The organism is Pseudomonas rhizophila, from assembly GCF_003033885.1.
Lineage (GTDB): Bacteria > Pseudomonadota > Gammaproteobacteria > Pseudomonadales > Pseudomonadaceae > Aquipseudomonas > Aquipseudomonas rhizophila.
The window spans coordinates 3,669,908-3,691,556 of record NZ_CP024081.1 but is presented as its reverse complement, the minus strand read 5'-3'; the positions used below and the strand labels follow the sequence as shown (position 1 = coordinate 3,691,556).

General features: G+C 62.8%; 25 protein-coding genes. 9 read left to right on the top strand and 16 right to left on the bottom strand.

Annotation, left to right across the window (positions count from 1 at the left end; genetic code table 11):
* The first annotated feature begins 61 nt into the window (after positions 1-61).
* The gene (locus CRX69_RS17190) at positions 62-739 is read left to right on the top strand and encodes a Crp/Fnr family transcriptional regulator (RefSeq protein WP_047225852.1); all 678 of its coding nucleotides are present in this window, start codon (positions 62-64) and stop codon (positions 737-739) included.
* A gap of 137 nt (positions 740-876) precedes the next feature.
* Here the strand turns inward: CRX69_RS17190 and CRX69_RS17185 are convergent, their stop codons facing one another.
* From CRX69_RS17185 to norR, 8 genes are all read right to left on the bottom strand, one after another.
* On the bottom strand, positions 877-1,266 hold the full coding sequence (locus CRX69_RS17185; protein ID WP_076384509.1) for a putative zinc-binding protein: 390 nt from the start codon (positions 1,264-1,266) through the stop codon (positions 877-879).
* Positions 1,266-1,736 carry a ubiquinone anaerobic biosynthesis accessory factor UbiT gene (ubiT, locus tag CRX69_RS17180; protein ID WP_047225850.1) on the bottom strand — a complete coding sequence of 157 codons (471 nt, stop codon included), beginning with the start codon at positions 1,734-1,736 and terminating at the stop codon, positions 1,266-1,268. Before ubiT ends, CRX69_RS17185 begins: the two co-directional genes overlap by 1 nt.
* The gene (locus CRX69_RS17175) at positions 1,730-2,620 is read right to left on the bottom strand and encodes a U32 family peptidase (protein WP_047225849.1); all 891 of its coding nucleotides are present in this window, start codon (positions 2,618-2,620) and stop codon (positions 1,730-1,732) included. The genes ubiT and CRX69_RS17175 overlap by 7 nt, the downstream gene beginning before the upstream one ends.
* 10 nt (positions 2,621-2,630) lie before the next feature.
* Positions 2,631-3,626: a ubiquinone anaerobic biosynthesis protein UbiU gene (gene ubiU / locus CRX69_RS17170; protein WP_047225848.1), complete on the bottom strand. Its 996-nt coding sequence runs from the start codon at positions 3,624-3,626 to the stop codon at positions 2,631-2,633.
* Between the two features lie 81 nt (positions 3,627-3,707).
* Entirely contained in the window at positions 3,708-4,955 is a 1,248-nt protein-coding gene (locus CRX69_RS17165) for a molybdopterin molybdotransferase MoeA (protein ID WP_047225847.1), read from the bottom strand.
* Positions 4,952-5,506, bottom strand: a complete 555-nt coding sequence (gene moaB, locus CRX69_RS17160) for a molybdenum cofactor biosynthesis protein B (RefSeq protein WP_107322427.1) — start codon at positions 5,504-5,506, stop codon at positions 4,952-4,954. Before moaB ends, CRX69_RS17165 begins: the two co-directional genes overlap by 4 nt.
* A gap of 89 nt (positions 5,507-5,595) precedes the next feature.
* Positions 5,596-6,243 (bottom strand): pyridoxamine 5'-phosphate oxidase, encoded by a 648-nt coding sequence (pdxH, locus tag CRX69_RS17155; protein ID WP_047225881.1) that lies wholly within the window; start codon positions 6,241-6,243, stop codon positions 5,596-5,598.
* Positions 6,244-6,441: 198 nt separating this feature from the next.
* Complete coding sequence (gene norR, locus CRX69_RS17150; protein WP_047225845.1) at positions 6,442-7,974, bottom strand: nitric oxide reductase transcriptional regulator NorR; 1,533 nt, start codon at positions 7,972-7,974, stop codon at positions 6,442-6,444.
* Positions 7,975-8,133: 159 nt separating this feature from the next.
* On the opposite strand from norR, the gene ytfE reads away from it, so the two are divergent.
* Positions 8,134-8,808: an iron-sulfur cluster repair protein YtfE gene (gene ytfE, locus CRX69_RS17145; RefSeq protein WP_047225844.1), complete on the top strand. Its 675-nt coding sequence runs from the start codon at positions 8,134-8,136 to the stop codon at positions 8,806-8,808.
* Between the two features lie 139 nt (positions 8,809-8,947).
* Here ytfE and CRX69_RS17140 read toward each other — a convergent pair whose 3' ends face one another.
* Positions 8,948-9,388 carry a hypothetical protein gene (locus CRX69_RS17140; protein ID WP_107322426.1) on the bottom strand — a complete coding sequence of 147 codons (441 nt, stop codon included), beginning with the start codon at positions 9,386-9,388 and terminating at the stop codon, positions 8,948-8,950.
* Positions 9,389-9,401: 13 nt separating this feature from the next.
* Positions 9,402-10,592, bottom strand: coding sequence for an NnrS family protein (locus tag CRX69_RS17135; protein ID WP_107322425.1), 1,191 nt, complete (start codon positions 10,590-10,592; stop codon positions 9,402-9,404).
* Between the two features lie 397 nt (positions 10,593-10,989).
* On the opposite strand from CRX69_RS17135, the gene CRX69_RS27700 reads away from it, so the two are divergent.
* The 3 genes from CRX69_RS27700 to CRX69_RS17125 are packed head-to-tail and all read left to right on the top strand — an operon-like array spanning position 10,990 to position 12,051.
* Complete coding sequence (locus tag CRX69_RS27700) at positions 10,990-11,133, top strand: hypothetical protein (RefSeq protein WP_177513912.1); 144 nt, start codon at positions 10,990-10,992, stop codon at positions 11,131-11,133.
* A gap of 37 nt (positions 11,134-11,170) precedes the next feature.
* Positions 11,171-11,854 (top strand): Crp/Fnr family transcriptional regulator, encoded by a 684-nt coding sequence (locus tag CRX69_RS17130; protein WP_047225841.1) that lies wholly within the window; start codon positions 11,171-11,173, stop codon positions 11,852-11,854.
* A complete protein-coding gene (locus CRX69_RS17125) occupies positions 11,851-12,051 on the top strand; it encodes a protein DnrP (protein WP_107322424.1) in 201 nt (66 codons plus the stop codon). The genes CRX69_RS17130 and CRX69_RS17125 overlap by 4 nt, the downstream gene beginning before the upstream one ends.
* A gap of 4 nt (positions 12,052-12,055) precedes the next feature.
* On the opposite strand, the gene CRX69_RS17120 is transcribed toward CRX69_RS17125, so the two are convergent.
* The 6 genes from CRX69_RS17120 to CRX69_RS17095 form a co-directional block, all read right to left on the bottom strand.
* Positions 12,056-13,894: a nitric oxide reductase activation protein NorD gene (locus CRX69_RS17120; protein WP_047225839.1), complete on the bottom strand. Its 1,839-nt coding sequence runs from the start codon at positions 13,892-13,894 to the stop codon at positions 12,056-12,058.
* Positions 13,895-14,055: 161 nt separating this feature from the next.
* On the bottom strand, positions 14,056-15,483 hold the full coding sequence (locus tag CRX69_RS17115) for a cbb3-type cytochrome c oxidase subunit I (protein ID WP_047225838.1): 1,428 nt from the start codon (positions 15,481-15,483) through the stop codon (positions 14,056-14,058).
* Between the two features lie 3 nt (positions 15,484-15,486).
* Positions 15,487-15,927 (bottom strand): c-type cytochrome, encoded by a 441-nt coding sequence (locus CRX69_RS17110; RefSeq protein WP_047225837.1) that lies wholly within the window; start codon positions 15,925-15,927, stop codon positions 15,487-15,489.
* Between the two features lie 239 nt (positions 15,928-16,166).
* Positions 16,167-16,424 carry a cytochrome C oxidase subunit IV family protein gene (locus CRX69_RS17105; protein ID WP_107322423.1) on the bottom strand — a complete coding sequence of 86 codons (258 nt, stop codon included), beginning with the start codon at positions 16,422-16,424 and terminating at the stop codon, positions 16,167-16,169.
* A gap of 12 nt (positions 16,425-16,436) precedes the next feature.
* Positions 16,437-17,024, bottom strand: a complete 588-nt coding sequence (locus tag CRX69_RS17100; protein WP_107322422.1) for a cytochrome c oxidase subunit 3 family protein — start codon at positions 17,022-17,024, stop codon at positions 16,437-16,439.
* A complete protein-coding gene (locus CRX69_RS17095; RefSeq protein WP_076384504.1) occupies positions 17,008-17,811 on the bottom strand; it encodes a CbbQ/NirQ/NorQ/GpvN family protein in 804 nt (267 codons plus the stop codon). The genes CRX69_RS17100 and CRX69_RS17095 overlap by 17 nt, the downstream gene beginning before the upstream one ends.
* A 198-nt stretch (positions 17,812-18,009) precedes the next feature.
* Here CRX69_RS17095 and CRX69_RS17090 point away from each other — a divergent pair, with 198 nt between their 5' ends.
* The 4 genes from CRX69_RS17090 (at position 18,010) to CRX69_RS17075 (ending at position 21,649) form a co-directional block, all read left to right on the top strand.
* Positions 18,010-19,689: a cytochrome D1 domain-containing protein gene (locus tag CRX69_RS17090; RefSeq protein ID WP_047225833.1), complete on the top strand. Its 1,680-nt coding sequence runs from the start codon at positions 18,010-18,012 to the stop codon at positions 19,687-19,689.
* 24 nt (positions 19,690-19,713) lie between these two features.
* A complete protein-coding gene (locus tag CRX69_RS17085; RefSeq protein WP_047225832.1) occupies positions 19,714-20,025 on the top strand; it encodes a c-type cytochrome in 312 nt (103 codons plus the stop codon).
* Between the two features lie 119 nt (positions 20,026-20,144).
* Complete coding sequence (locus tag CRX69_RS17080) at positions 20,145-20,474, top strand: c-type cytochrome (RefSeq protein ID WP_107322421.1); 330 nt, start codon at positions 20,145-20,147, stop codon at positions 20,472-20,474.
* The gene (locus CRX69_RS17075) at positions 20,471-21,649 is read left to right on the top strand and encodes a cytochrome D1 domain-containing protein (RefSeq protein ID WP_107322420.1); all 1,179 of its coding nucleotides are present in this window, start codon (positions 20,471-20,473) and stop codon (positions 21,647-21,649) included. Before CRX69_RS17080 ends, CRX69_RS17075 begins: the two co-directional genes overlap by 4 nt.

The window sequence follows — 21,649 nt, the reverse complement described above, 5'->3', positions numbered from 1 at the left end:
CTGCGGAGGCATAGGCCGGGGGCGCGTGGGGTTCTACCATGACGGCACGCGGAGGTACGCCATGCTGACTCATCCTTCCATCGTTTTACTGTTGCGTCGTCATCACCTGTTCAGCCAGTTACCGGAGCGGGTCTTCGAAGACGTGTGCAACCTGGCCGTGCTCAAACGCCTGGAGTGCAACAGCACGCTCATGCACCAGGGCGACCCGGCCAAGCGGTTTTTCCTGCTGGTCAGCGGTCAGATCAAGCTGTTCCGGGTCACCGGTGAAGGCCAGGAAAACCTGGTGGAAATCATCCAGCCCGGACAGACCTTCGCCGAGGCTCTGCTGTTCAGCCAGGCCCGGTGCTACCCGGTCAGTGCGTCGGCGCTCAAGGACAGCGTACTGGTGAGTATCGAAGGCACTCATTACCGCAAGGCCCTGGAAGACCAGCCGAAGGTCTGCCTGGCGATCCTGGCGAGCATGAGTATCCATTTGCACCAGCGCCTCAAGGACATCGACAACCTGACCCTGGCCAGCGCCAGCCGGCGGGTCATCAACTTTCTGCTTCAGGAACGCGACCCGCGCGACGGCCAGGTGGTGCTACAGGTGTCCAAACGCCTGGTGGCCTCCAAGCTGGGAATCCAGCCAGAGACTTTTTCGCGCATTCTCCATCGCCTGGTAGACGGTGGCCTGATTGCCATGGAGCGGCGCAACATTCGCATCCTGGCCGAAGATGAGCTGGACGCTTACCAGCAATAACCCGCGCAGCCCCAATTCCCTTGTGGCGAGGGGATTTATCCCCGCTGGGGCGCGAAGCGGCCCCTATTCAAACTGTCTGACACAGCGCATTGGGACTGCTTCGCAGTCCAGCGGGGATAAATCCCCTCGCCACAGGCTCAGCCAGACTCACTATCTGCTGTGTCATTTTCAACGATCATCGGTATCAACCGCTCAAACAACGCGTCCCCCTCCTCTTGCGTGCAATCGACGCCGAAACGCTTGCGCCAGCCCAACTGGCTCAAAATCACATGCACATCCGCTTCCAGATCATGCTGCTGCAAACACGCCTGGACGCACTGCAACGGACAACCGTCCAGCGCGATGATCCGCCGCCCCGAGCGCGCTTTGTTGACCAGTGCCGGCACATGCCCGCCGACCCCGACGATGCAGGACATCTCGGCCAGGCCGGCGCGGTCCAGGCGCAGGGCGACGGTGTTGGCCAGTTGCGCCACGTTGGAACAACCGGAACAGGAGTACACCAGGGGCAGTGAGCCTGGAGCTTTCATCAGGCCGCCGCCAATCCCTTGCCCGCCCGTTCCAGATTGCGCCATAACCAGGGCGGCAAGACCTCCGGGTCGAGGCTGTCGATCAGGTTCTTCAGCGCCAGCCCCAATTCGGTGTCGCCCTCAATCACCAGGCGTCGCCGGAAGAACAACGTGTCGGGATCTTCCTGCCGACTGGCGAGCAAGAGAAATTCACGCCAGTTGCCGCTGATGCTGACCTGGGCTTCGGCTTGTTCGGCAATGCGCAGTCCATCCCGCGACAGCGTCAGGTACCAGCACAACTTCAGGTCCGGCACCCGCAGGCATAGCCAACGCCCGCGCAACACCTCGAACCCGCCATCGCGCAGCGGCTCGGCCAGGCAACGGTTGAGCGCCTGCTGCAACGCCAGGCGCTGTACGACAAACGGCACCTTGCCCACCAGCGGCAGCACCCGGTCAGCGCCTTTGAGCAACCATTTTTTTCGACTCAGCACAGGCCCGCCTCCTCAACTTTCAACATACCGGCATGACCGTGCCAATAGCCGTTGCAACCGGCCACAAACAGCGGTGGTGCCTCGCCCTGGCGAACGTTGTCGAAGGACCTGACCACCTCGGCCATGCCCTGGGCGCGCGGGCTCAGACGCAGCACGTCGGCGCCACTGGCCATCAGCGCGGGGTAATCGGCCAACAGATTGGTCACCTCACCGGACATCGTCTGAATGCCATTGAGGGTGAACAGTTGCTGGCCCTCCTGACTGCTCAACGCCAGGCCGTCGGGATAGTTGATGCAACAGAACTGACAGTCGTCCTTGGGCCGGTTTTCGGCCCGGGCGGTGAAGCAGCGTGCCGAATAAGCCAGGGGCAAGTGGCCGTAGGCAAAAATCTCCACCTCGGGGACCTCGCGTTCCATTTCCCGCACCTGCTCCAGCACATCGCCGATCAGCGCCGCCGAGCATTCCACAGGTGGTACCCAGCGAATCATGCCGCTGTCGAGCAATTGCCCCAGGGCATGGCCGTTGTACAGGTTCAACGCCGGGCCACCCACGAAAGGCAACTTGCGTTCAGCGAGAAACTGCACCGCGCCCATGTCATTGGCTTCCACCAACAATTGGCCGTTGTCACACAGCCGACGCAAGGACGACAGCTCCGAGGCCGCTTCGATCAGCGTCAGGCTCGACAACACAATCTGTGCCTGGCTGCACGCTTGCAGTTCGCGCCCCAGGCCCAGCCATTGATCCAGGGAGAATGCCCGGCGCTTTGAGCACACGGTTTCCCCCAGGTAAATCACATCCAGCGGCAAGGCCGACATCTCGGCGTAGAAATTCCCCAGTTGCGCTTTGTCCCAGTAAAACAGGACCGGTCCCAGGCTGAGTTTCATCTGGCCTCCCTCATTGCCATGATCGATGGTAAGCGCCCAGGGTGGTCTGGCTGCCTTCCGACAAACCGGCCAACACCTGGCGCCATTCTTCCCGCACCCGGAATCGTTGCGGCGCAGCCCGGTGGGCATCCAGTGCGGCGCGCCAGACCCGGGTCACTTGTTCAACGTAGGCCGGGCTGCGCTGGCGGCCCTCGATCTTCACTGCCTCGACGCCGATGGCCGCCAGCTCCGGCAGCAGGTCCAGGGTGTCGAGGCTGGTGGGTTCTTCCAGGGCATGGAAGCGCTTGCCGCCGACCAGGAAGCGGCCCTTGCACAGGGTCGGGTAACCGGCCGGCTCGTCAGGGGTGTAGCGATCGATCAGCACCTCGCTCAAGCGTGCGCTCAGGCCGTCGGCGTCTTCGCTCCAGCGCACTGCCTTGGCCGGTGAGCACACGCCGCACAGGTTCGGCGACTCACCGGTGATGTAAGAGGACAAGTGACAACGGCCCTCGGCCATGATGCACAGGCTGCCGAAACCGAAGACTTCGATCGGCACTGGGCTCGCTGCTGCTACCTGCCGCACCTGGGCCAGGGACAGCACCCGTGGCAGCACCGCACGCCGAATGCCGTAGCGCTCGGCGTAAAAAGCCAGCGCCGCGGCATGGGTCGCCGAACCTTGTACCGAAAGATGCAGGGCCAGTTGTGGGTGGCGCTGGCTGGCGTAGCCGAGCACCCCGGGGTCGGCGGCGATCAGGGCGTCGACGCCCAGATCGGCGGCGCGATCCACCGCGCGCTGCCAACGCTCCCAGCCCTTGGGTTGTGGGTAGGTGTTGACCGCCACATAGAGTTTGCGTTGGTGCTGGCGGATGTGCGCGACCGCCGCGTCGAACTGTTTGTCGTCCATGTTCAGCCCGGCGAAATGCCGGGCGTTGGTGTCATCGCGAAAGCCGACATAGACGGCATCGGCGCCTTGGCGCACCGCCGCTTTGAGGGCAGGCAGATTCCCTGCCGGGCAAACCAGTTGCATGGGGCATCCTCATGAGAAAACTCGGAGCGCCGCCAGTCTAGTCAGCTCATCGGCGGCGACCTTGACGACAATCAATTGCCGTTAATGCATCAGGCTCGCGAACGGCAAGTACATCACCTTGTCGAGCATGCGCACGTGCGCCTGGCACTCGACCACGGCCAGACCGTCGGCCCAGCATGCGGCAGCCAACATGGCCGAACTTTGCTGGGGATGCAGCTCGACACACAGCGAACCATCGGCACCGGGGACCAGTTTCGCCCGCAGGTACTGCCGCCGCCGGTTGGGCTTTGGCCAGTCAAACCCGGCCGGCAACTGCAATGAGATAGGCAATACTTCGTCCATGCCTTGGGCCCGGAACAGGAACGGGCGCACGACAATCAATGCGGTAATCAGCGCCGCCGATGGGTTACCTGGCAAACCGATCCAGGGTTTGCCGGCGACTTCGCCAAAGGCCAGCGGTTTGCCCGGCTGGATTGCCAGGCGCCACAGGTCAACGCTGCCCAGCGCTTCGATGGCTTGTTTGAGGTGATCCTCCTCGCCCACCGAAACGCCGCCGGAGGTCAGCAGCACATCACACTCGGCCGCCGCCAGGCTCAAGGCCTGGCGACTGGCGAGCAGCTTGTCGGGCATGGCGCCGTAGTCATGCACCTCCATGCCCCAGCCGCGCAGCAGTGCCGCGAGGCTATGGCGATTGCTGTTGTAGATCTGCCCCGGCGCCAATGCTTCGCCCGGTTCGCGCAGTTCATCGCCGCTGCTGAGCAGACCGACCTGCAACGGCCGATAGACCTCCATTCGCGCAATCCCGGCACCGGCCAGCAACCCCAGCTCCTGGGCCCGCAAGCGCTTGCCGGCACGAAGCAACAGGTCTCCTCGGCGCACTTCCTCGCCTTCCTTGCGCACATGGTCGCCGTCATTGACCGGTGGCAACCAGACCCGCTCACCTGCTACCCGACAGCTTTCCTGGGGCACCACGGTGTCTGCCCCCGGCGGCAGCGGCGCGCCCGTGAAAATCCGTACGGCCTGCCCGGGCTGCAGCGGATTATTGGATGCCTGTCCGGCGGCAATGCGCCCGGCCAGGGTCAGATAACCTCCGGCGGCTGGCAGGTCAGCGGCCCGCAGGGCATAACCGTCCATGGCGCTGTTGTCCCACGCAGGCAAGTTCATGGGGCTGCGGATGTCTGTCGCCAGCACCCGGCCCAGGGCCTGGTCCAGCGCCACCCGTTGCACCGGAGGCGGCAGCGGTGCCTGATCCAGCAGGTAGCGGATGGCTTCATCCACCGGCATCAGCGCGCCGCTCTCACAGACGCTGCCACACGCGCCGCTGCTCATGAGCGCGTCCCGCAAGGCTCAACGACAACGCCGGGCTGCGGCTTGAGGTGGGGAGTGAAGTTGCACGGGCCGGTGCGGCCGTCCAGTTGACCGACCAGGATCTGTTCCCAACCGGTGCGACACGCGCCCGGCGAACCCGGCAGGCAGCACACCAATACGCCGTTGCTCATACCCGCCAATGCCCTTGATTGCAGGCTGGACATGCCGATCTCTGCCAGTGACACCTGCCGGAACAGTTCGCCGAACCCGTCCACCTGCTTGTCCAGCAGCGGCAGCACCGCCTGGGGGGTGTTATCGCGGGGGGTAAAACCGGTGCCGCCGGTCATCAGCACCACTTGCACTTCAGGGGCGGCGATCCACTGCGAGACCTGGGCGCGGATCTGGTAGATATCGTCCTTCACCAGCCCACGGTCGATCAGCACATGCCCGGCGGTTTGCAGCAGATCGGCGAGGGTTTGCCCGGAGGTATCGGTTTCGAAGCTACGGGTATCGCTGATGGTCAGCACCGCAATATTCAGCGGTTGAAAGTGGCGTTGCGTCAGATGGGCCATGGTCAGCCGTCCTTTAAAAAAAAGATGGCCCAGCCTGAACCGCAATCGGGGCCGGGCCTATTCCCCGATAGAGGTACCTCCCTCGGCGTTTACGGTGCCAGTCGGCTACGCTGCCAGGCGCCTTCTTGCAGGCGGTAGTCGAGGCGATCGTGCAGACGGTCGGCGCGGCCTTGCCAGAACTCCAGCCGTTCAGGCCTCAGGCAGTAGCCGCCCCAGTGTTCGGGACGCGGCACTGGCTGATTGATAAACCGCCGTTCGGTCTGCGTCAGCAACGCCTCAAGGGCGGCCCGATCCTCCAGCTCACGGCTTTGCGGCGAGGCCCAGGCACCAAGACGACTGGCCAGGGGGCGGGAAATGAAATAGGCATCCGATAGCCCGGAATCGAGCTTGTGGACCTGCCCTTCAACCCGCACTTGCCGTTCCAGCCCCGGCCAGAAAAACGTCATGGCCGCCCACGGATTGATCGCCAGGTCCCGTCCCTTGCCACTGTCGTAGTTGCCGAAAAATGTGAAACCTTCATCGCTGAACCCCTTGAGCAGCAGCACCCGACAGTGCGGCCGGCCCTGCTCGTCCACGGTCGCCAGGGTCATGCTGTTGGCTTCCACCGGCGGGCTTTCGGTGTCGCGGGCTTGTTGCATCCATAACCCGAACAGAACCATCGGATCGTCCGGTGCCTGGGCTTCATCCAACCCGTCCAGGGTGTACTGACGACGCATTTTGGCCAGGGAAAGGGGCATGACGATGATCTCCACGATGGATTTGCTCCAGTGTGGGTTCTGTCGCGAGGGCAGGCCTTGATCGTTGTCAATGGCGGATCTTGTGTTGAACGTGCCGATGCCATCGCGAGCAGGCTCGCTCCCACATTGGGCCTATGGAGTTCCCTGTGGGAGCGAGCCTGCTCGCGATGAAGACGACTCGGTCTAATAGGTCGCCGGCTACTTGAGCCCCAACCGCCGCGCCAGTTTATGCAGGTTGCTCGGGTCGACCTCCAGCAGCCGCGCCGCACCGGCCCAGTTCTGCCCGCAATGCTCCAGGGCCTTGAGGATCGCCTGGCGCTGGCAAGTGTCGACAGCTTCATTCAGCGGCTGGAACGGTACATCGGCGACCTCTGGAGACTGTTCAAGTGTCGCGTGGGTCGTGGATCCGCTGGCACTGACGTCCAGGTCCAGCACCTGCGGCTCCAGGGTCATGATCAGGCTGCGACTGGCCCCGCGGCTGAGTTGCTTCAACGCCGCGCGACTGATCACGTGCTCCAGCTCCCGCACATTGCCCGGCCAGGAGTACGCCAACAGCGCCTGTTCAGCGGCCGGTGACAGGCGCAAGCCGCGCAAGCCCAGGCGCGTGCGGTTCAACTCGAGGAAATGCCCGGCTAGCATCAGCACATCGCTACCGCGTTCGCGCAACGGCGGGATCGGCACCGGGTAGACCGAGAGCCGGTGATACAGGTCGGCGCGAAATAGCCCATCGCGAATGCTGTCCGGCAGGTGGCGGTTGGTGGCGGCGATGATCCGCACATCGACGTGCAGCGGCTTGTCAGCACCCAGGCGCTGGATCTCGCCGTTTTGCAGGGTGCGCAGCAACTTGGCCTGCACACTCAACGGCAATTCACCCACCTCGTCGAGAAACAGCGTGCCGCCATTGGCCGCGTCGAAACGCCCCGCGCGGTCAGTCGTAGCGCCGGAGAATGCCCCTTTGACGTGGCCGAACAGTTCGCTTTCGGCCAGGGACTCGGGCAAGGCTGCGCAATTGACCTGCACCAGCGGCTTGTGACTGCGCCGGGACAAGCGATGCAAACGACGCGCAAACAACTCCTTGCCGACACCGGTTTCTCCCAGCAACAGCACCGGCAGTTCGGAGTCGGCCAATACGTCCAGCTCGTTGAGCAGTTGATCCAGCACCTCGCTGCGCCCAAGGATCTCGCCCTCCTCGGCCGGCCGACGGACATCCGGCAGATCACTGCGCGAGGCGCGCAGGCTGCGGTTTTCCTGCTCGAGCCGGGTCACCCGCACCGCCGCTTCGATCTGCAAGGTGCACCGTTTGAGTTCTTCCCTTGCGCGGCTGTCGAAGGTGCCGGCGTGCAAGGCATCCAGGGTGATCGCGCCCCAGAGCCGCCCTTCCACGTACAGGCTCACGCCCATGCAGTCGTGCACCGGCAGCGGCTCGCCGACGTGGTTATCGAGCAAGCCGTCATAAGGGTCGGGCAAGCGGCTGTCGGGCTCGAACCAGGTAGGTTCGCGCGACGCCATGATCGCCGCCAGACGCGGATGCTGGGCGATCACGAACCGACGGCCGAGCGCTTCATGCACCAGGCCTACAGTGGCGACGGGCCTGAGGCTGTCATCGTCCAGGCGCAACAAGCCTACGGCGCCACTGTTGAAGTATTCGCGCAGGGTCTGTACCAGGCGTTGCAATCGAACGGCATTGGGCAACTCGACGATCAGGTCGGCGGCCAGGCTTTCACGCAGCATGGTAGTGATTACCCTCCAGGGTTCGTTTGACCCCTTGCAGCCAGGGTGAGAATCACCCTGGTAAATATTTATCCGTTAATTTTCAGACAGTTAATTCTGGCACGTCGGCTGCAAAGTTCGCTCATCTGTCCCTCCCGGGATTCAACCCAAGGAAACATGATGAGCCTCGATCTGCTGGAACAAAGCCTCGGCCAATTGGCCTGCGACATTCCCGGTGCCACCCGTACCTTCCATCACTACAACCTCGACTTCTGTTGTGGCGGGCAAAAATCCTTGCGCGAAGCAGCGCTGGGCAAGGGCCTGAACCCACTGCTGATCGCCGATGCCCTGCGCACCCTGCAAGCCGCTGGGGAACTGGGCCATGACTGGCGCGACGAACCCCAGGCGCTGTTGATCGCCCACATCCTGGAACGCTACCACGCCCGTCACCGCGAACAGCTGCCGGAATTGATCCGTCTGGCCCGCCGCGTCGAGATGGTCCATGGCGCCCGGGCCAGTTGCCCCGTCGGCCTGGCCGATCACTTGCAGGACATGTATCAGGAACTCGAAGGCCACATGCTCAAGGAGGAGCAGGTGCTGTTCCCAATGCTGCAACAGGGCCTGGGTGATCGGGCCTCGGCCCCCATCCAGGTACTGCGCTACGAACACGACCAGCACGGTGAAGCGCTGGAAACCATGCTTGCCCTGACCGACCAGATCACCCCGCCCTCCGATGCCTGCAACACCTGGCGCGCCCTGTATCGCGGGCTGGTGGAGTTTCGTGATGACCTGATGCAGCACATCCATCTGGAAAACAATGTGTTGTTCGTCAATGCGATGAAACCCGTTCGCTGACTCTCAAACATTGCCATTACCCCTGTGGGAGCAAAGCTTGCTCGCGATAGCGCTGGATCAGTCAACATTGATACCGACTGACATTGCGCCATCACGAGCAAGCTTTGCTCCCACAGCCGTTTGTGGCTCTCATTCCTGCTCAAAACTGCCAATAGAACATCGCCTTGGCCAACACCACAATCAGCACCATGTGTCCCAGGATACTGCGACGCAGCCAGCAGGCGCGGTCCGGGGTCAGCCGCCCGCTCTTGAGCCAGTACGCCAGCCACAAATAATGGCCGATGATGCTCAAGGCCAGGAGGATCTTCAGGCTCAGCAACAGGCCGAAGCTGTTGCTCAAAGGTTGGCTCAATGCACCGCGATGCTGCCAGGCCAGCGCGATGCCGGCGCTGTAAAGCACCAGCACCACCCCGTGCAACACCTGCCGCGAACGCTTGGCGATAGCCGGGTCGGCGGCGTCCTTGACGCCTTGGGCCAAAGGCCTGCGGGCGGCATGCCAGATAAAAACCTCGAAAAACAACGTGCCGATAAAAGCGATAGCCGCCAATAGATGAATGACTAGCAAAACCCCATACATCATCGATCCCCTCGGCTCATCCTGGATGCCCATCCACGCGGGCCTGCAACAGCATCGGCCCATAACGCCAGGCGTAGAGTCCAAATGCCAGGGTCCAGCACAGCCCCGCCAGCCACAGCGCGGCCAACGGGAACAGCAGCACCAGCAGCACTCGGCTCAGGCATGCCAGGTTCAGCAGGACGAACGCCAGGGTCATGCCGGCCGGCGGTTCCAAGGCTCGCCCGGTATGGCCCAGGCTGACGCGGGCGATCATCGCCAGGATCAACCCGGCCATGGCGCCGATGGACAAGCTGTGCACCGCCAGGCTCGGGTTCAGCGCGACGCCGAAATGCCACAGCGCCATGCCCAGGCAAGCCAGCGCCAGCCAGGCGTAGGCCAGGTGCAGCGACCACAGCAGCGGCACTCGCCACAAATCCCGATCATGCCAACGCACCAGTCGCACCCCGTGCCCCACCGCCAGCGCGGCGAACAACAGGCCGACCCAGAGGCTGGTCGACAGCGCCGGGCCGAAGGCATACAGCAGCGCCACCAGTGCCGACCCCGCCAGTAACAGACGATCGAGCCACTGCCAGGGGGCAACGCCCTCTACCCGGCCCAGACCGCGCTGGGTAAAGAAAGGAATCACCCGCCCGCCGATCAGGCCCATCATCGCCGCTACCAGCCACAGGCCCGTGAGCACGCTTTGGCGCTGCAAGCCCTCGTCATGTTGCACCAGACCGTACACGGATAACCCATCAGCGGCGGCCAACAGCAGCAAGACCAGCACAATCGGGTAATTGCGCTTCTGCCGTACGCGCCACAACGTAATGCCCATCAACGCCGCAACCGCCAGGGCGAAACCCAGCTCCAGCACCGTCAGCAATGGCCAGGGCGCATCTGCCAGCCAGGCCAGTCGCGCGCCCAGCCATAACAGCGCCAGCGCCGTCAGACGTTTGCCACTGAGCCCCGGAGTACCTGTCCAGGTCTGCACCGCCGTCAACAAGAACCCGGCGATGATTGCCAGGCCGAAGCCGAACAGCAGTTCATGACGGTGCCAGGCCAACCAGCCGCCGGCCGGTTGCCAGGCCGACAGCCTTCCAGTAAACGCCGCCAGCCACAACGGTATGGCCAACAATGCAAGCACACACCCGGCCAGGAAGAACGGCCGAAACGCCAGCCGCCACAACGGCAGGATGGCCATGGCCTTGCGACGGTCAAGCACTTGCATACACCACTCCTTTACCTCAGCGCGGGACGGGCCAGCGGTGAGGGGTCAACAATCAGGGTTCGAATGATCAGCTATCGGCACCGGCGGGCCTTGTCTCAGATCAAGCCAGCCTGCCTCACCCAGGTACTTGCAAGGGGCTTGCCGAAACTGTTCGAGGGTGCACCGCCCCACTCAATAAACCGTCTGTTTATCCCCTGAAGGGGCGAGCCTGCTGGCGATGAGGCCGGTCAGCTCGATATCTCCGCTGACTGTCAAGCCGCCATCGTGAGCAGGCTCGCTCCCACAAATGGCCATCAACCGGGTAAATATAACCCTGTCATGGTGATTATCACCCTAGCAGTACAGGGTCATTTATACCCATCTCACCGTACGGCCCCGCAAATCAACGGTTGCGGGCATGGCCCGTCTCTTGCTCTGGCAGGGCACAGACTTTTTTTTGCCGGGGTTACCCATGAAATACGTCGCGCTGCCGCTCGCCTGGTTCGTCCTGCTCTCTTGCGTCGTGGGGCTGGCCAGCGGCCTGTCCCTGAGCCTCGTCTGAATCCGATTCATTTCCCTGCCATACAAGGACTCATGCCATGGTGCTTCACCGTGTTCATCACCAGATTCTGCGCAGTCATCACCTGTTCGAACCGTTGAACGAAGAACAGCTCGACGAACTGATGAGTACCAGCCAATTGCTGAATGTCGACAGGGGCGAACCGCTGTTCCGCCAGGGCGAACCGGCGCAGGCGTTTTACTTCGTGATCTCCGGCGCGGTGAAAATCTACCGGTTGACGCCGGACGGCCAGGAAAAAGTCTTCGAGGTGATCGGCGAGCGCCAGACCTTCGCTGAAGCCATGATGCTGATGGACACGCCGAACTACGTCGCTTGCGCAGAGGCCGTTGGGCCAACCCAGCTGTATCGCCTGTCCAATGCCACGTACATGCGTCTTTTGCAAAGTAACAGCCGGTTGACCTTCGCCCTGCTCGGCAAGCTCTGTGTGCGCCTGCACCAACGGGTCAACGAGATTGAAACCCTGTCGCTGAAAAACGCCACCCACCGCGTGGTGCGCTACCTGCTGACACAACTGGTACGCTTGCAAACCGTGGACAGCCAGTTCGAGCTGCCCATGGCCAAGCAACTGATCGCCGGACACCTGTCGATCCAGCCAGAAACCTTCTCGCGGATCATCCGCCGGCTGATCGATGAAAAAATCATCACCCAGGACGGTCGCCAGATCGCCATTCTCGACCGCCTGCGCCTGGAACATTTCGAATGAGCGCGCAACCCACCTGCCTGTATTGCCAACACGCCAACCCCGCCAATCAAAGCGAATGTCGCCAGTGCGGCATGCCGCTACCGGCCGAGGCAGGGCTGGCTGGCGAGCGCCGCCTGCGACGCTTCACCTGGTTCTGTGTCGGCCTGACGATATTCTGCGTCGTCATGTTTTTCTGGTTACCCCGCGACATCGCCTGAACCCTCAATCCTGAGTCAACTGCCGGTACAACTGCGGCAAACGCAGCGGCAGTTGCTCCGGCTGACGGATCAAGGTGTAGCCATTGGCGCCGAACATGTACGGCAGGTAATCCCCGGCTTCACGATCGATGGTGATGCAAAACGGCGTCAGCCCCTGACGCCGAGCCTCCAGCACCGCCTGGCGGGTGTCCTCCACGCCATAGCGCCCTTCATAGAGATCCAGGTCGTTAGGTTTGCCATCGCTCACCAGCAACAGCAACTTGCGTCGCCGCTTGCACCCTTCCAGCCGTTGGGTGGCCTGGCGAATGGCGGCGCCCATGCGCGTGTAGTAACCGGGCCTGAGGCCCTGGATCCGACCGCGGGTGTGGTCGTCATAGCCTTGGTTGAACGCCTTAATCTCGTGCATCCGCACCTGTTGTCGGCGCAGTGAAGAGAACCCGTACAAGGCAAAATCATCCCCCAGCACCGACAGGGTTTCACCGAACAGCAGCAGGCTGTCGCGGATCACGTCGATCACCCGGTGTTCGTCGTTGAGGTGGGCATCGGTGGACATCGACAGATCGGCCAACAGCAGGCAAGCCAGGTCGCGGCGGGTCTGGCGTTGTTCCATGAACAAGCCGCGTTCGCTGCATTGGCCGTGCTGACGCTCGACGTGGAAGTCCAGCCAGGCTTGCAGGTCCAGCTCCGAACCCTGGGTTTGCTGGCGCAGCCATTGTCGATCGTTGCGCAGGTGCTCGAACTGGCGTCGCAAACGCTGGGCCGAGGCGCGCAGGCGGTTCGGCAGCGGCTGAGGTTCGCAGTCCCGGGGAGTGAAAGTCTGCACACTGACGAAATCATCCTGGAGGCGTTGCTTGCGGTAGTCCCATTCCGGCAACAGGATGCCCGCGCCCAGGGGAATGTCATCCACATCGGCCGGCGGCAAGTCCAGGTGCAACTTCAAACCGCCGCCCTTGCGCAAGCGGGTGCGCGACAGGGTCAATTGGTCCAGGTCCTCGGCGACGCGCGCCGCGTCCGGGTCTTCGCTGTCGTCCGCCCAGCGATCCAGGTCCACGTGCTCGGTCCAACTGAACAGGTTCTCCAGGCGCACGATCAGCAACCCACCGTCCCGGGTGGTGTCGTCGATGCGCTCGGCGCGCTTGCGACCGCCCTGCTGCTCACCCGGCGGCGTCGCCAGGTATTGCTCGGACTCCTCGAGGTTGGCCGCCTGGGGATTGCCTAGATGCTGGGGCGGATACAGCCACAGCGGCAGCGGCCAGGCGGCCCGCTCACTGCGCGGAAAATGCTCGACGCTGCCCGGTTCGCGCAAGGCCTGACACAGCGCGCGCTCCAGGGCCGCCTCGGCCGGGGGCAATGATTGTGGGTCGGGACGCAACGACAGATGCGCATCCACCAGCCGCCGATATCGGCCACGCAGCGCCGGGTAACGCCCCAGCAGTGCTTGGGTCCAGCGTTGGTTGTCACGTCCCCAATGTTTCATCGGCCCCGCTTGCGCGGCCAGCAACGCCAGCCAGCGGTACAGTTCTTCGTTCAACCCGGTATCGGGAAACGCCGCCAGGCTCGCCGGCAAACGCAGGTTGTCGCCATCGCACCAGGCCAATGGCACTTGCTTGCAGGTGCCGGCGATCTGCTGCAACAGGTTGCGGCGCAGCAGCAGGTCGCGGTCGCTGACCGCCTCCACACCCAGGTGAGAAGCACCACCGGTGGCGCGTAACAACACATGCAAAGCCCGTTGCCGGGGGATCAACTCCACCCGCGCTTCGGGAAAATCCACACTGGCGCGGCGGGTGATGAAACGGTGCCAGACGCTGCCGACCCACTCTTCCAGTTCAAGGGTGAATGCCATGGTTATTCTCCTATCGACGCGTTGCGGTGGAGGGACTGGCTCGCATCGCTTTTGTGGCGAGGGAGCTTGCTCCCGCTTGGGTGCGAAGCGCCCATCAAAAAGGGTCTGCTGCGCAGCCCAGCGGGAGCAAGCTCCCTCGCCACGGCCTCAGTGGTGGCCTTTCAAGACGGCACCACCGCCGCCGGTGCGCGCAAAGCGGCGCGGCCACGTTGGCGGAAGCTGAACAGGTAGCAGAGCAAACCAGCCAGGAACCCGACGCCGCTGACCAGACGCGCCCAGAACAGCGGCTTCAAATGGTCCATCGTCGCCATGAACGGCAAGGCACTGCCGTCCGCCATCCAGCGTTGCAGCCACACCTGGACGACACCGGCGGCGGTGAGGAACAAGGTGATCATCACCATCGACAGCGTCATCAGCCAGAAGCCCCAGATCTCCAGGCGCTGCGAGCGCTCATCCGCCGCTTCACCCAACCCGCGCAGACGCGGCATGGCGTAGCTGATCAGCGTCATGACGATCATCGCGTAGGCACCGTAGAAAGCCAGGTGACCATGGGCCGCAGTCAGTTGCGAACCGTGGGTGTAGAAGTTCACCGGTGCCAAGGTGTGCAGGAACCCCCAGACGCCGGCGCCGAAGAACGCGGTGACCGTGGTGCCTTTGGCCCACAAGGTGGCGGCGCGGTTGGGGTGTTGCCGGCGACGGTTCTTCACCATGCTGAAAGCGAAGATCACCATCGCCAGGAACGGCAGCGGTTCCAGCGCGGAGAAGATCGATCCGACCCACAACCAGACTTCGGGTGCGCCGATCCAGAAGAAGTGGTGACCGGTGCCGATGATCCCGGTAATCAGGGCCATGGCGATGATCACGTAGAGCCACTTCTCGACCACCTCGCGGTCCACGCCAGTGACCTTGATCAGCACAAAGGCGAGCATCGAACCCATGATCAGTTCCCAGACGCCTTCAACCCAAAGATGCACCACCCACCACCAGTAATACTTGTCGCGGACGAGGTTTTCCGGGTTGTAGAAGGAGAACAGGAAGAACACCGCCAGGCCGATCAGGCCGGTCATCATCACCATGCTGACCGTGGTCTTGCGGCCCTTGAGCATGGTCATGCCGATGTTGTAGAGGAAGCCCAGGCAGACCACCACGATGCCCATCTTGGTGATCGTCGGTTGCTCCAGGAACTCACGGCCCATGGTCGGCAGCAAATCGTTGCCGGTAACTTTCGCCAGCGTGGCATAGGGCACCGAGAGGTAGCCCAGGATCGTCAGTACCCCGGCGGCGGCGAACACCCAGAACAGCACGATCGCCAGCTTCGGACTGTGCAGCTCCCGATCGGCTTCCTCGGGTATCAGGTAGTACGCCGCGCCCATGAAGCCAAACAGCAGCCAGACGATCAGCAGGTTGGTGTGGACCATGCGGGCCACGTTGAAGGGAATCAGCGGGAACAGGAAGTCGCCGACCACGTATTGCAGCCCCATGATCAAACCGAACAGTACCTGCCCCAGGAACAACATCAGGGCAAACACGAAGTAAGGTTTGGCGACGGCCTGCGAGGCGAATTTCAGATGCGGATTAGCCATGCTCATCTCTCAGCCCTCCTTGTTTGGCGGCCAGCCATTGGTATTGATTTTCGAACTCCACTTGAGGAACTCGGCGATGTCGTCGACTTCCTGTTCGCTGAGGTTGAACTGCGGCATGGCGCGACGGCCGGGAACGTTCAGCGGCTGCATTTTCATCCAGGCCTGCAGGAACGGCGTGAAGGCTTCCTCGCCACCGCGCCGGTTGACCACATTGCCCAGCTCCGGCGCGAAATACGCGCCCTCGCCCAGCAGCGTATGGCAGCCGATGCAGTTGTTGCGCTCCCAGACGCCCTTGCCGCGTATCACCGATTCGCTCAATTGCGCCTGGTTGCTGCGTTCTGGAAAGGTCTGTTCCGAGTGGTAGGTCAGGGCCAGGAATATCAGGAAAAAGAACACGCTTCCCCCGAAATAAATATTCCTGGCCATGCCTTTGGTAAAGGTATCTGACATGGTCACTTCCTCATTGCTTGGCGTGTCCATTCTAGGAAGCGAGGGTCCAGAACCCGCTTGATGGCGATCAAGAATCTCCGATGGTTTTAGTGGGTTGTTCCAGCACAGCCAGGAAGGCAGATGAGCTGTTGTGGCGAGGGAGTGGCCGCCGCGTCTGCGACGCTGCGCTGTCGCGCAGTGAACCCGGTCCTGTGGCGAGGGGATTTATCCCCTCGCCACAGGTGTTTTGTGATTCCGGCTCAGATCGCGAATGAAATCACGACCCCAATCACAATCGCGAGCAGCGCCGCCCAGCTCAACACCAGCCAGCGCCACAATCGCGGCGCATGGCGCAGCTCCATGAAGCCGTCGGCGATCAACCAAGCCTTGGTCACCGCCACCGCGAGGATGGCGATGGACACCAGTCCGGTGGCAGCGACCTGGCCCAGGGCAACGGTGCCGATGCTCAGCACGGCCAGTGTCATCCAGCAGACGATCAAGACACGGGAAACCGACATGAGCACCTCCGCTCAACCGAGAATGTAGACAACCGGAAACAGCAACACCCAGACCAGGTCCACCATGTGCCAATACAGCACGCCGGATTCCAGCCCGCTGCACTGCTGCGCCCCGTAACGCCGCCGCCGGCAACCCTCGGCCAGCCAGGCAAGGATCACCATGCCCAGCAACACATGGAGAAAGTGAAACGCCGTGAGGATCCAGTACAAGGTGAAGAAGGTGTTGTGCTCCAGGCCGAGACCGTTGGCCAACAAGTGGGCGTACTCGATGAGCTTGAGCGCCACGTAGCCGCCGGCAACCAACAAGGCCAGCCACAACAGCAGCGCCGCCTGGCGTGGCCGGTCCTGTCGGACTTGCTCCTGGGCCAAGGCTGCGAACAACCCGGCGCTCAGCAGGCTGAGGGTCATCGCCAGACCGGTGGAACGATCCAGCATTTGCCGGCCTTCGCTGAACAACGGCGGGTTCAATGCCTGGGCGACGGCGAATGCCAGGATCAGCAAGGCAAACACCGTCAGTTCGGCGAGGATGAAAAACCACATTGCCAGATCCCCTGGCAATCGCCGGGTGGACAGCGCAGCGGCTTCAGCCGAAGTGGACATCGACCACATCCATCAATGCGGCAACGGTTTGCGGATCGTCGCTCAACGGCTCGGCCAGACAGGCCAGACAGGCTTGGCGCGGGTCCATGCCGGCTCCGATCATGCGCGCGGCGAAAATCAGCAGACGCGTGGAGGCCACCTCCTCCAGATCATGCTGATCTAGCCGACGCAGCGCCTGCCCCAACCGCACCACCTGGGCCGCCAGAGCCATATCCACTCCGGCCTCGCGGGCAACGATGCGCTCTTCATCGGCAACCGTGGGATAGCCAAAGCGCATCGCCACGAAACGCTGGCGGGTGCTGGGCTTCATGCCCTTGAGCAAGTTCTGGTAACCGGGGTTGTACGACACCACCAGCATGAACGACGGCGGTGCCTGGAGAACCTCGCCGGTGCGTTCCAGGTACAGCTGCCGGCGATCATCGGCCAAGGGATGCAACACCACTGCGGTGTCCTGGCGTGCCTCCACCACCTCGTCCAGATAACAGATGCCCCCCTCGCGCACCGCTCGGGTCAGAGGCCCATCCTGCCACCAAGTGCCCTGGGCGCCGATCAGGTGACGACCCACCAAGTCGGCTGCGCTCAGGTCATCGTGGCAGGCCACGGTGTACAGCGGCAATTTCAGACGGTGAGCCATGTGCTGGACAAAACGGGTCTTGCCACAACCAGTGGGGCCTTTGACCAGCACCGGCATGCCGTGCCGCCAGGCCTGTTCGAACAACGCCAGCTCGTTGTCCTGGGGTTGGTAGAAAGGTTCGGCCGGGTGTTCAAGGGTGTGGATAGCGTTCATGGCATGACCTGATCAGATAACACGATTGCCAGCCACGCTACGGGCCCCTGCGACAACCTGGCAAGGGCTGTGGCCGGCAAACTTGATCGCCGTCAAGCGGGTAACCACCGGCCTGGGCATAGCCTTGCAGCGCACCAAGAATCTGCGCGCCGAACGTCAATTGCAGGGCCGCGCGGGTCATGCCTGAGGAGAAATGGAATGCTGATCAGCCACAAAAAATCGTGGGTCATGGGGGTCGGGGCGCTGTGTACGGCGCTGGCTGCACTCAATGCCTTCGCCAACCCACCCGCTGCGCCGCAAGACGCCCGCATGGTCAAGACCGAAGGCGCGCCGGATCTGAGCCAGGCCGACTTCGACGCGGCCAAGCAAATCTACTTCCAGCGCTGCGCCGGCTGCCATGGTGTGCTGCGCAAGGGCGCCACCGGTAAACCGCTGACACCCGACATCACTCAGGGCCGCGGCCAGGCCTACCTGGAGGCGCTGATTACCTACGGTTCAGCCGCCGGCATGCCCAACTGGGGCACCTCCAACGCCCTGACCAAAGACCAGATCACGGTAATGGCCAAGTTCATCCAACACACCCCGCCTACCCCACCGGAATGGGGCATGGCCGAAACCCTCAAGACCTGGAAGGTGCTGGTCAAACCTGAAGACCGGCCCACCCGGCAACTCAATTCACTCAACCTGCAAAACCTGTTTTCAGTCACCCTGCGCGATGACGGCAAGATTGCCCTGGTCGACGGCGACAGCAAAAAGATCGTCAAGCTGATCGACACCGGTTACGCGGTGCACATTTCGCGTATCTCGGCGTCCGGGCGTTACCTGCTGGTGATCGGCCGGGACGCCAAGATCGACATGATCGACCTGTGGCCGCAAGAGCCGACCAAGGTGGCCGAGATCAAAGTCGGGATCGAGGCCCGCTCGGTGGAAACCTCCAAGTTCAAGGGCTACGAAGACAAGTACACCATTGCCGGCTCGTATTGGCCGCCGCAGTTCACCATCATGGACGGCGAGACCCTGGAGCCCAGGCAGATCGTCTCGACGCGCGGCATGACCGTCGATACCCAGCAATATCACCCCGAACCGCGGGTCGCGGCGATCATCGCGTCACATGAGTGGCCGGAGTTCATCGTCAACGTCAAGGAAACCGGCAAGGTGATGCTGGTCAACTATCAGGACATCAAGAACCTCACCATCACCAGCATCGACGCCGCACCGTTCCTGCATGACGGTGGCTGGGACAGCAGCCATCGCTATTTCATGACGGCGGCGAACAACTCCAACCAGGTGGCAGTCATCGACTCCAAGGAGCGCAAGCTCACCGCCCTGGTGGATGTCGGTAAAACCCCGCACCCGGGACGCGGCGCCAACTTCAACCATCCGCTCTACGGCCCGGTCTGGGCTACCAGTCACCTGGGTGATGCCGGCGTCTCGCTGATCGGCACCGACCCGGTCAAGCATCCGCAATATGCCTGGAAACAGGTGGGCTCGCTCCAGGGTCAGGGTGGCGGTTCGCTGTTCATCAAGACCCATCCCAAGTCCCGTCACCTGTACGTCGACACCACCCTGAGCCCCGACACCAAGCTCAGCCAATCAGTGGCGGTGTTCGACATCGACAAGCTCGACGCCGGCTACACCGTGCTGCCGATTGCCGAGTACGCCGGTATCAAGAAAGGTGCGATGCGCGTGGTGCAACCGGAATACAACAAGGCCGGCGATGAAGTCTGGTTCTCGGTCTGGAGCGGCCAGGAAGACGAGTCGGCGCTGGTGGTGATCGATGACAAGACCCTCAAGCTCAAGAGCGTGATCAAGGACAAACGCCTGATCACCCCTACCGGAAAATTCAACGTTTACAACACCCAACACGACATCTATTGAGCCCCATCAATAAGAGGAAAAACCATGAAGCCTATTCTGCTTGCCCTGACCTTGAGTGCCGCATTCAGCCTGCAACCGGCACTGGCCCAGGACGGCCCGACACTGTTCAAGAGCAAACCCTGTGGCGCCTGCCACTCCATTGACACCAAGTTGGTAGGGCCGGCGCTCAAGGAGGTGGCGGCAAAGAATGCCGGCGTCGCCGGAGCACAAGAGCTGTTGGCCAAGCACATCAAGGAAGGCACGCAAGGAAACTGGGGACCAATGCCGATGCCGGCCAATCCGGTGACCGATGAAGAAGCCAAGATCCTCGCGGCGTGGGTCTTGACCCTTAAGTAACGTTGATTAAGAGCATCTCCCTGTGGCGAGGGGATTTATGGGGGAGCAAGGTTTGCTCCCACATAAATCTCCCACCACAGGGGCCGCTCTCGGCTTTATTTCTCAAACAGGAGTACGTCATGGACCGACACCGCTGTGCATCCCGGATGACCACCCTCCTCTTCGTCTTCTGTACCCCGGTGCTGGCCGCTCCCGACCACCAGCGCCAGGCCCAACTACAACACCTGCTGGTCCAGGACTGCGGCGCCTGCCATGGCCTGCACCTGACCGGTGGCCTCGGTCCACCCCTGACCCGTGATGCCCTGGAGGGAAAAACCCGCGACAGCCTCATCGCCACTGTCACCCAGGGACGGCCCGGCAGCGCCATGCCCGGCTGGGAGCCGCTGCTCGGTCCCGACGATATTCGCTGGTTGGTGGACCGGCTCCTTCAAGGAACTCCCGCCCCATGATCCGATCTCTGCTGTCTCTCACCGCCTGCGTGCTGTTGCTCTCGGCTTGTGCCCAGCCACCGCTGCGCGGCACCGGCGACTTGGGCGTGGTGGTGGAGCGCGCCACCGGCAGCCTGCAAATCATCGAAAGCGCCACCCGCACCGCCCTCGCCCGCGTCGAAGGGCTGGGGGATCTGTCGCACGCCTCGGTGGTGTTTTCCCGCGACCAACGTTATGCCTATGTATTTGGCCGCGATGGCGGCTTAAGCAAGGTCGACTTGCTGAGCGCACGCATCGACCACCGCATCATTCAGGGCGGCAACAGCATCGGTGGCGCGATCAGCCAGGATGGCAAGCTGATCGCCGTCTCCAACTACGAACCCGGCGGCGTCAAGGTATTCGACGCGCAGACACTGGAACCGGTCGCGGACATTCCGGCCACACCATTGCCCGACGGCCAAAAACGTTCGCGGGTGGTCGGCCTGGTGGACGCGCCGGGGCAGAGCTTCGTATTCAGCCTGTTCGACACCGGCGAAATCTGGACCGCCGATTTCAGCCAGGGCCAGACACCACGCATCGAACGCTTCACCGCCATCGGTCGGCAACCCTATGACGCACTGATTACGCCGGACGGGCGTTATTACATGGCCGGACTGTTTGGTGAGGACGGCATGGCGCAACTTGACCTCTGGCACCCGGAGCGCGGCGTGAAACGGGTGCTGGACCATTACGGGCGCGGCGAGGCGCGGCTCCCGGTATACAAGATGCCCCACCTGGAAGGCTGGGCCCTGGCCGATCAACAGGCCTTTGTGCCCGCCGTTGGCCATCATCAGGTGCTGGTGCTGGACGCCCGCTCCTGGCAACCGGTCGACGCCGTCGCCGTGGCCGGCCAACCGGTGTTTGTCACCGCCCGTCCCGATGGCCGACAGCTGTGGGTCAACTTCGCCTACCCGGACAATGACCGGGTGCAGGTCATCGACACCCAGACTCACGCCATCATCGCCGACCTGCGACCAGGGCCTGGGGTGCTGCACATGGAATTCACCGCTCGGGGCGACCAGCTGTGGCTGTCCGCTCGCGATGGCGGTGAGGTGCAGGTCTGGGATCCGTATCGGCTCGAACGCCTGAGCAGCCTGCCTGCCCTGAGCCCCAGCGGCATCTTCTTCAGCAGCCGTGCGCACAAACCGGGGTACTGA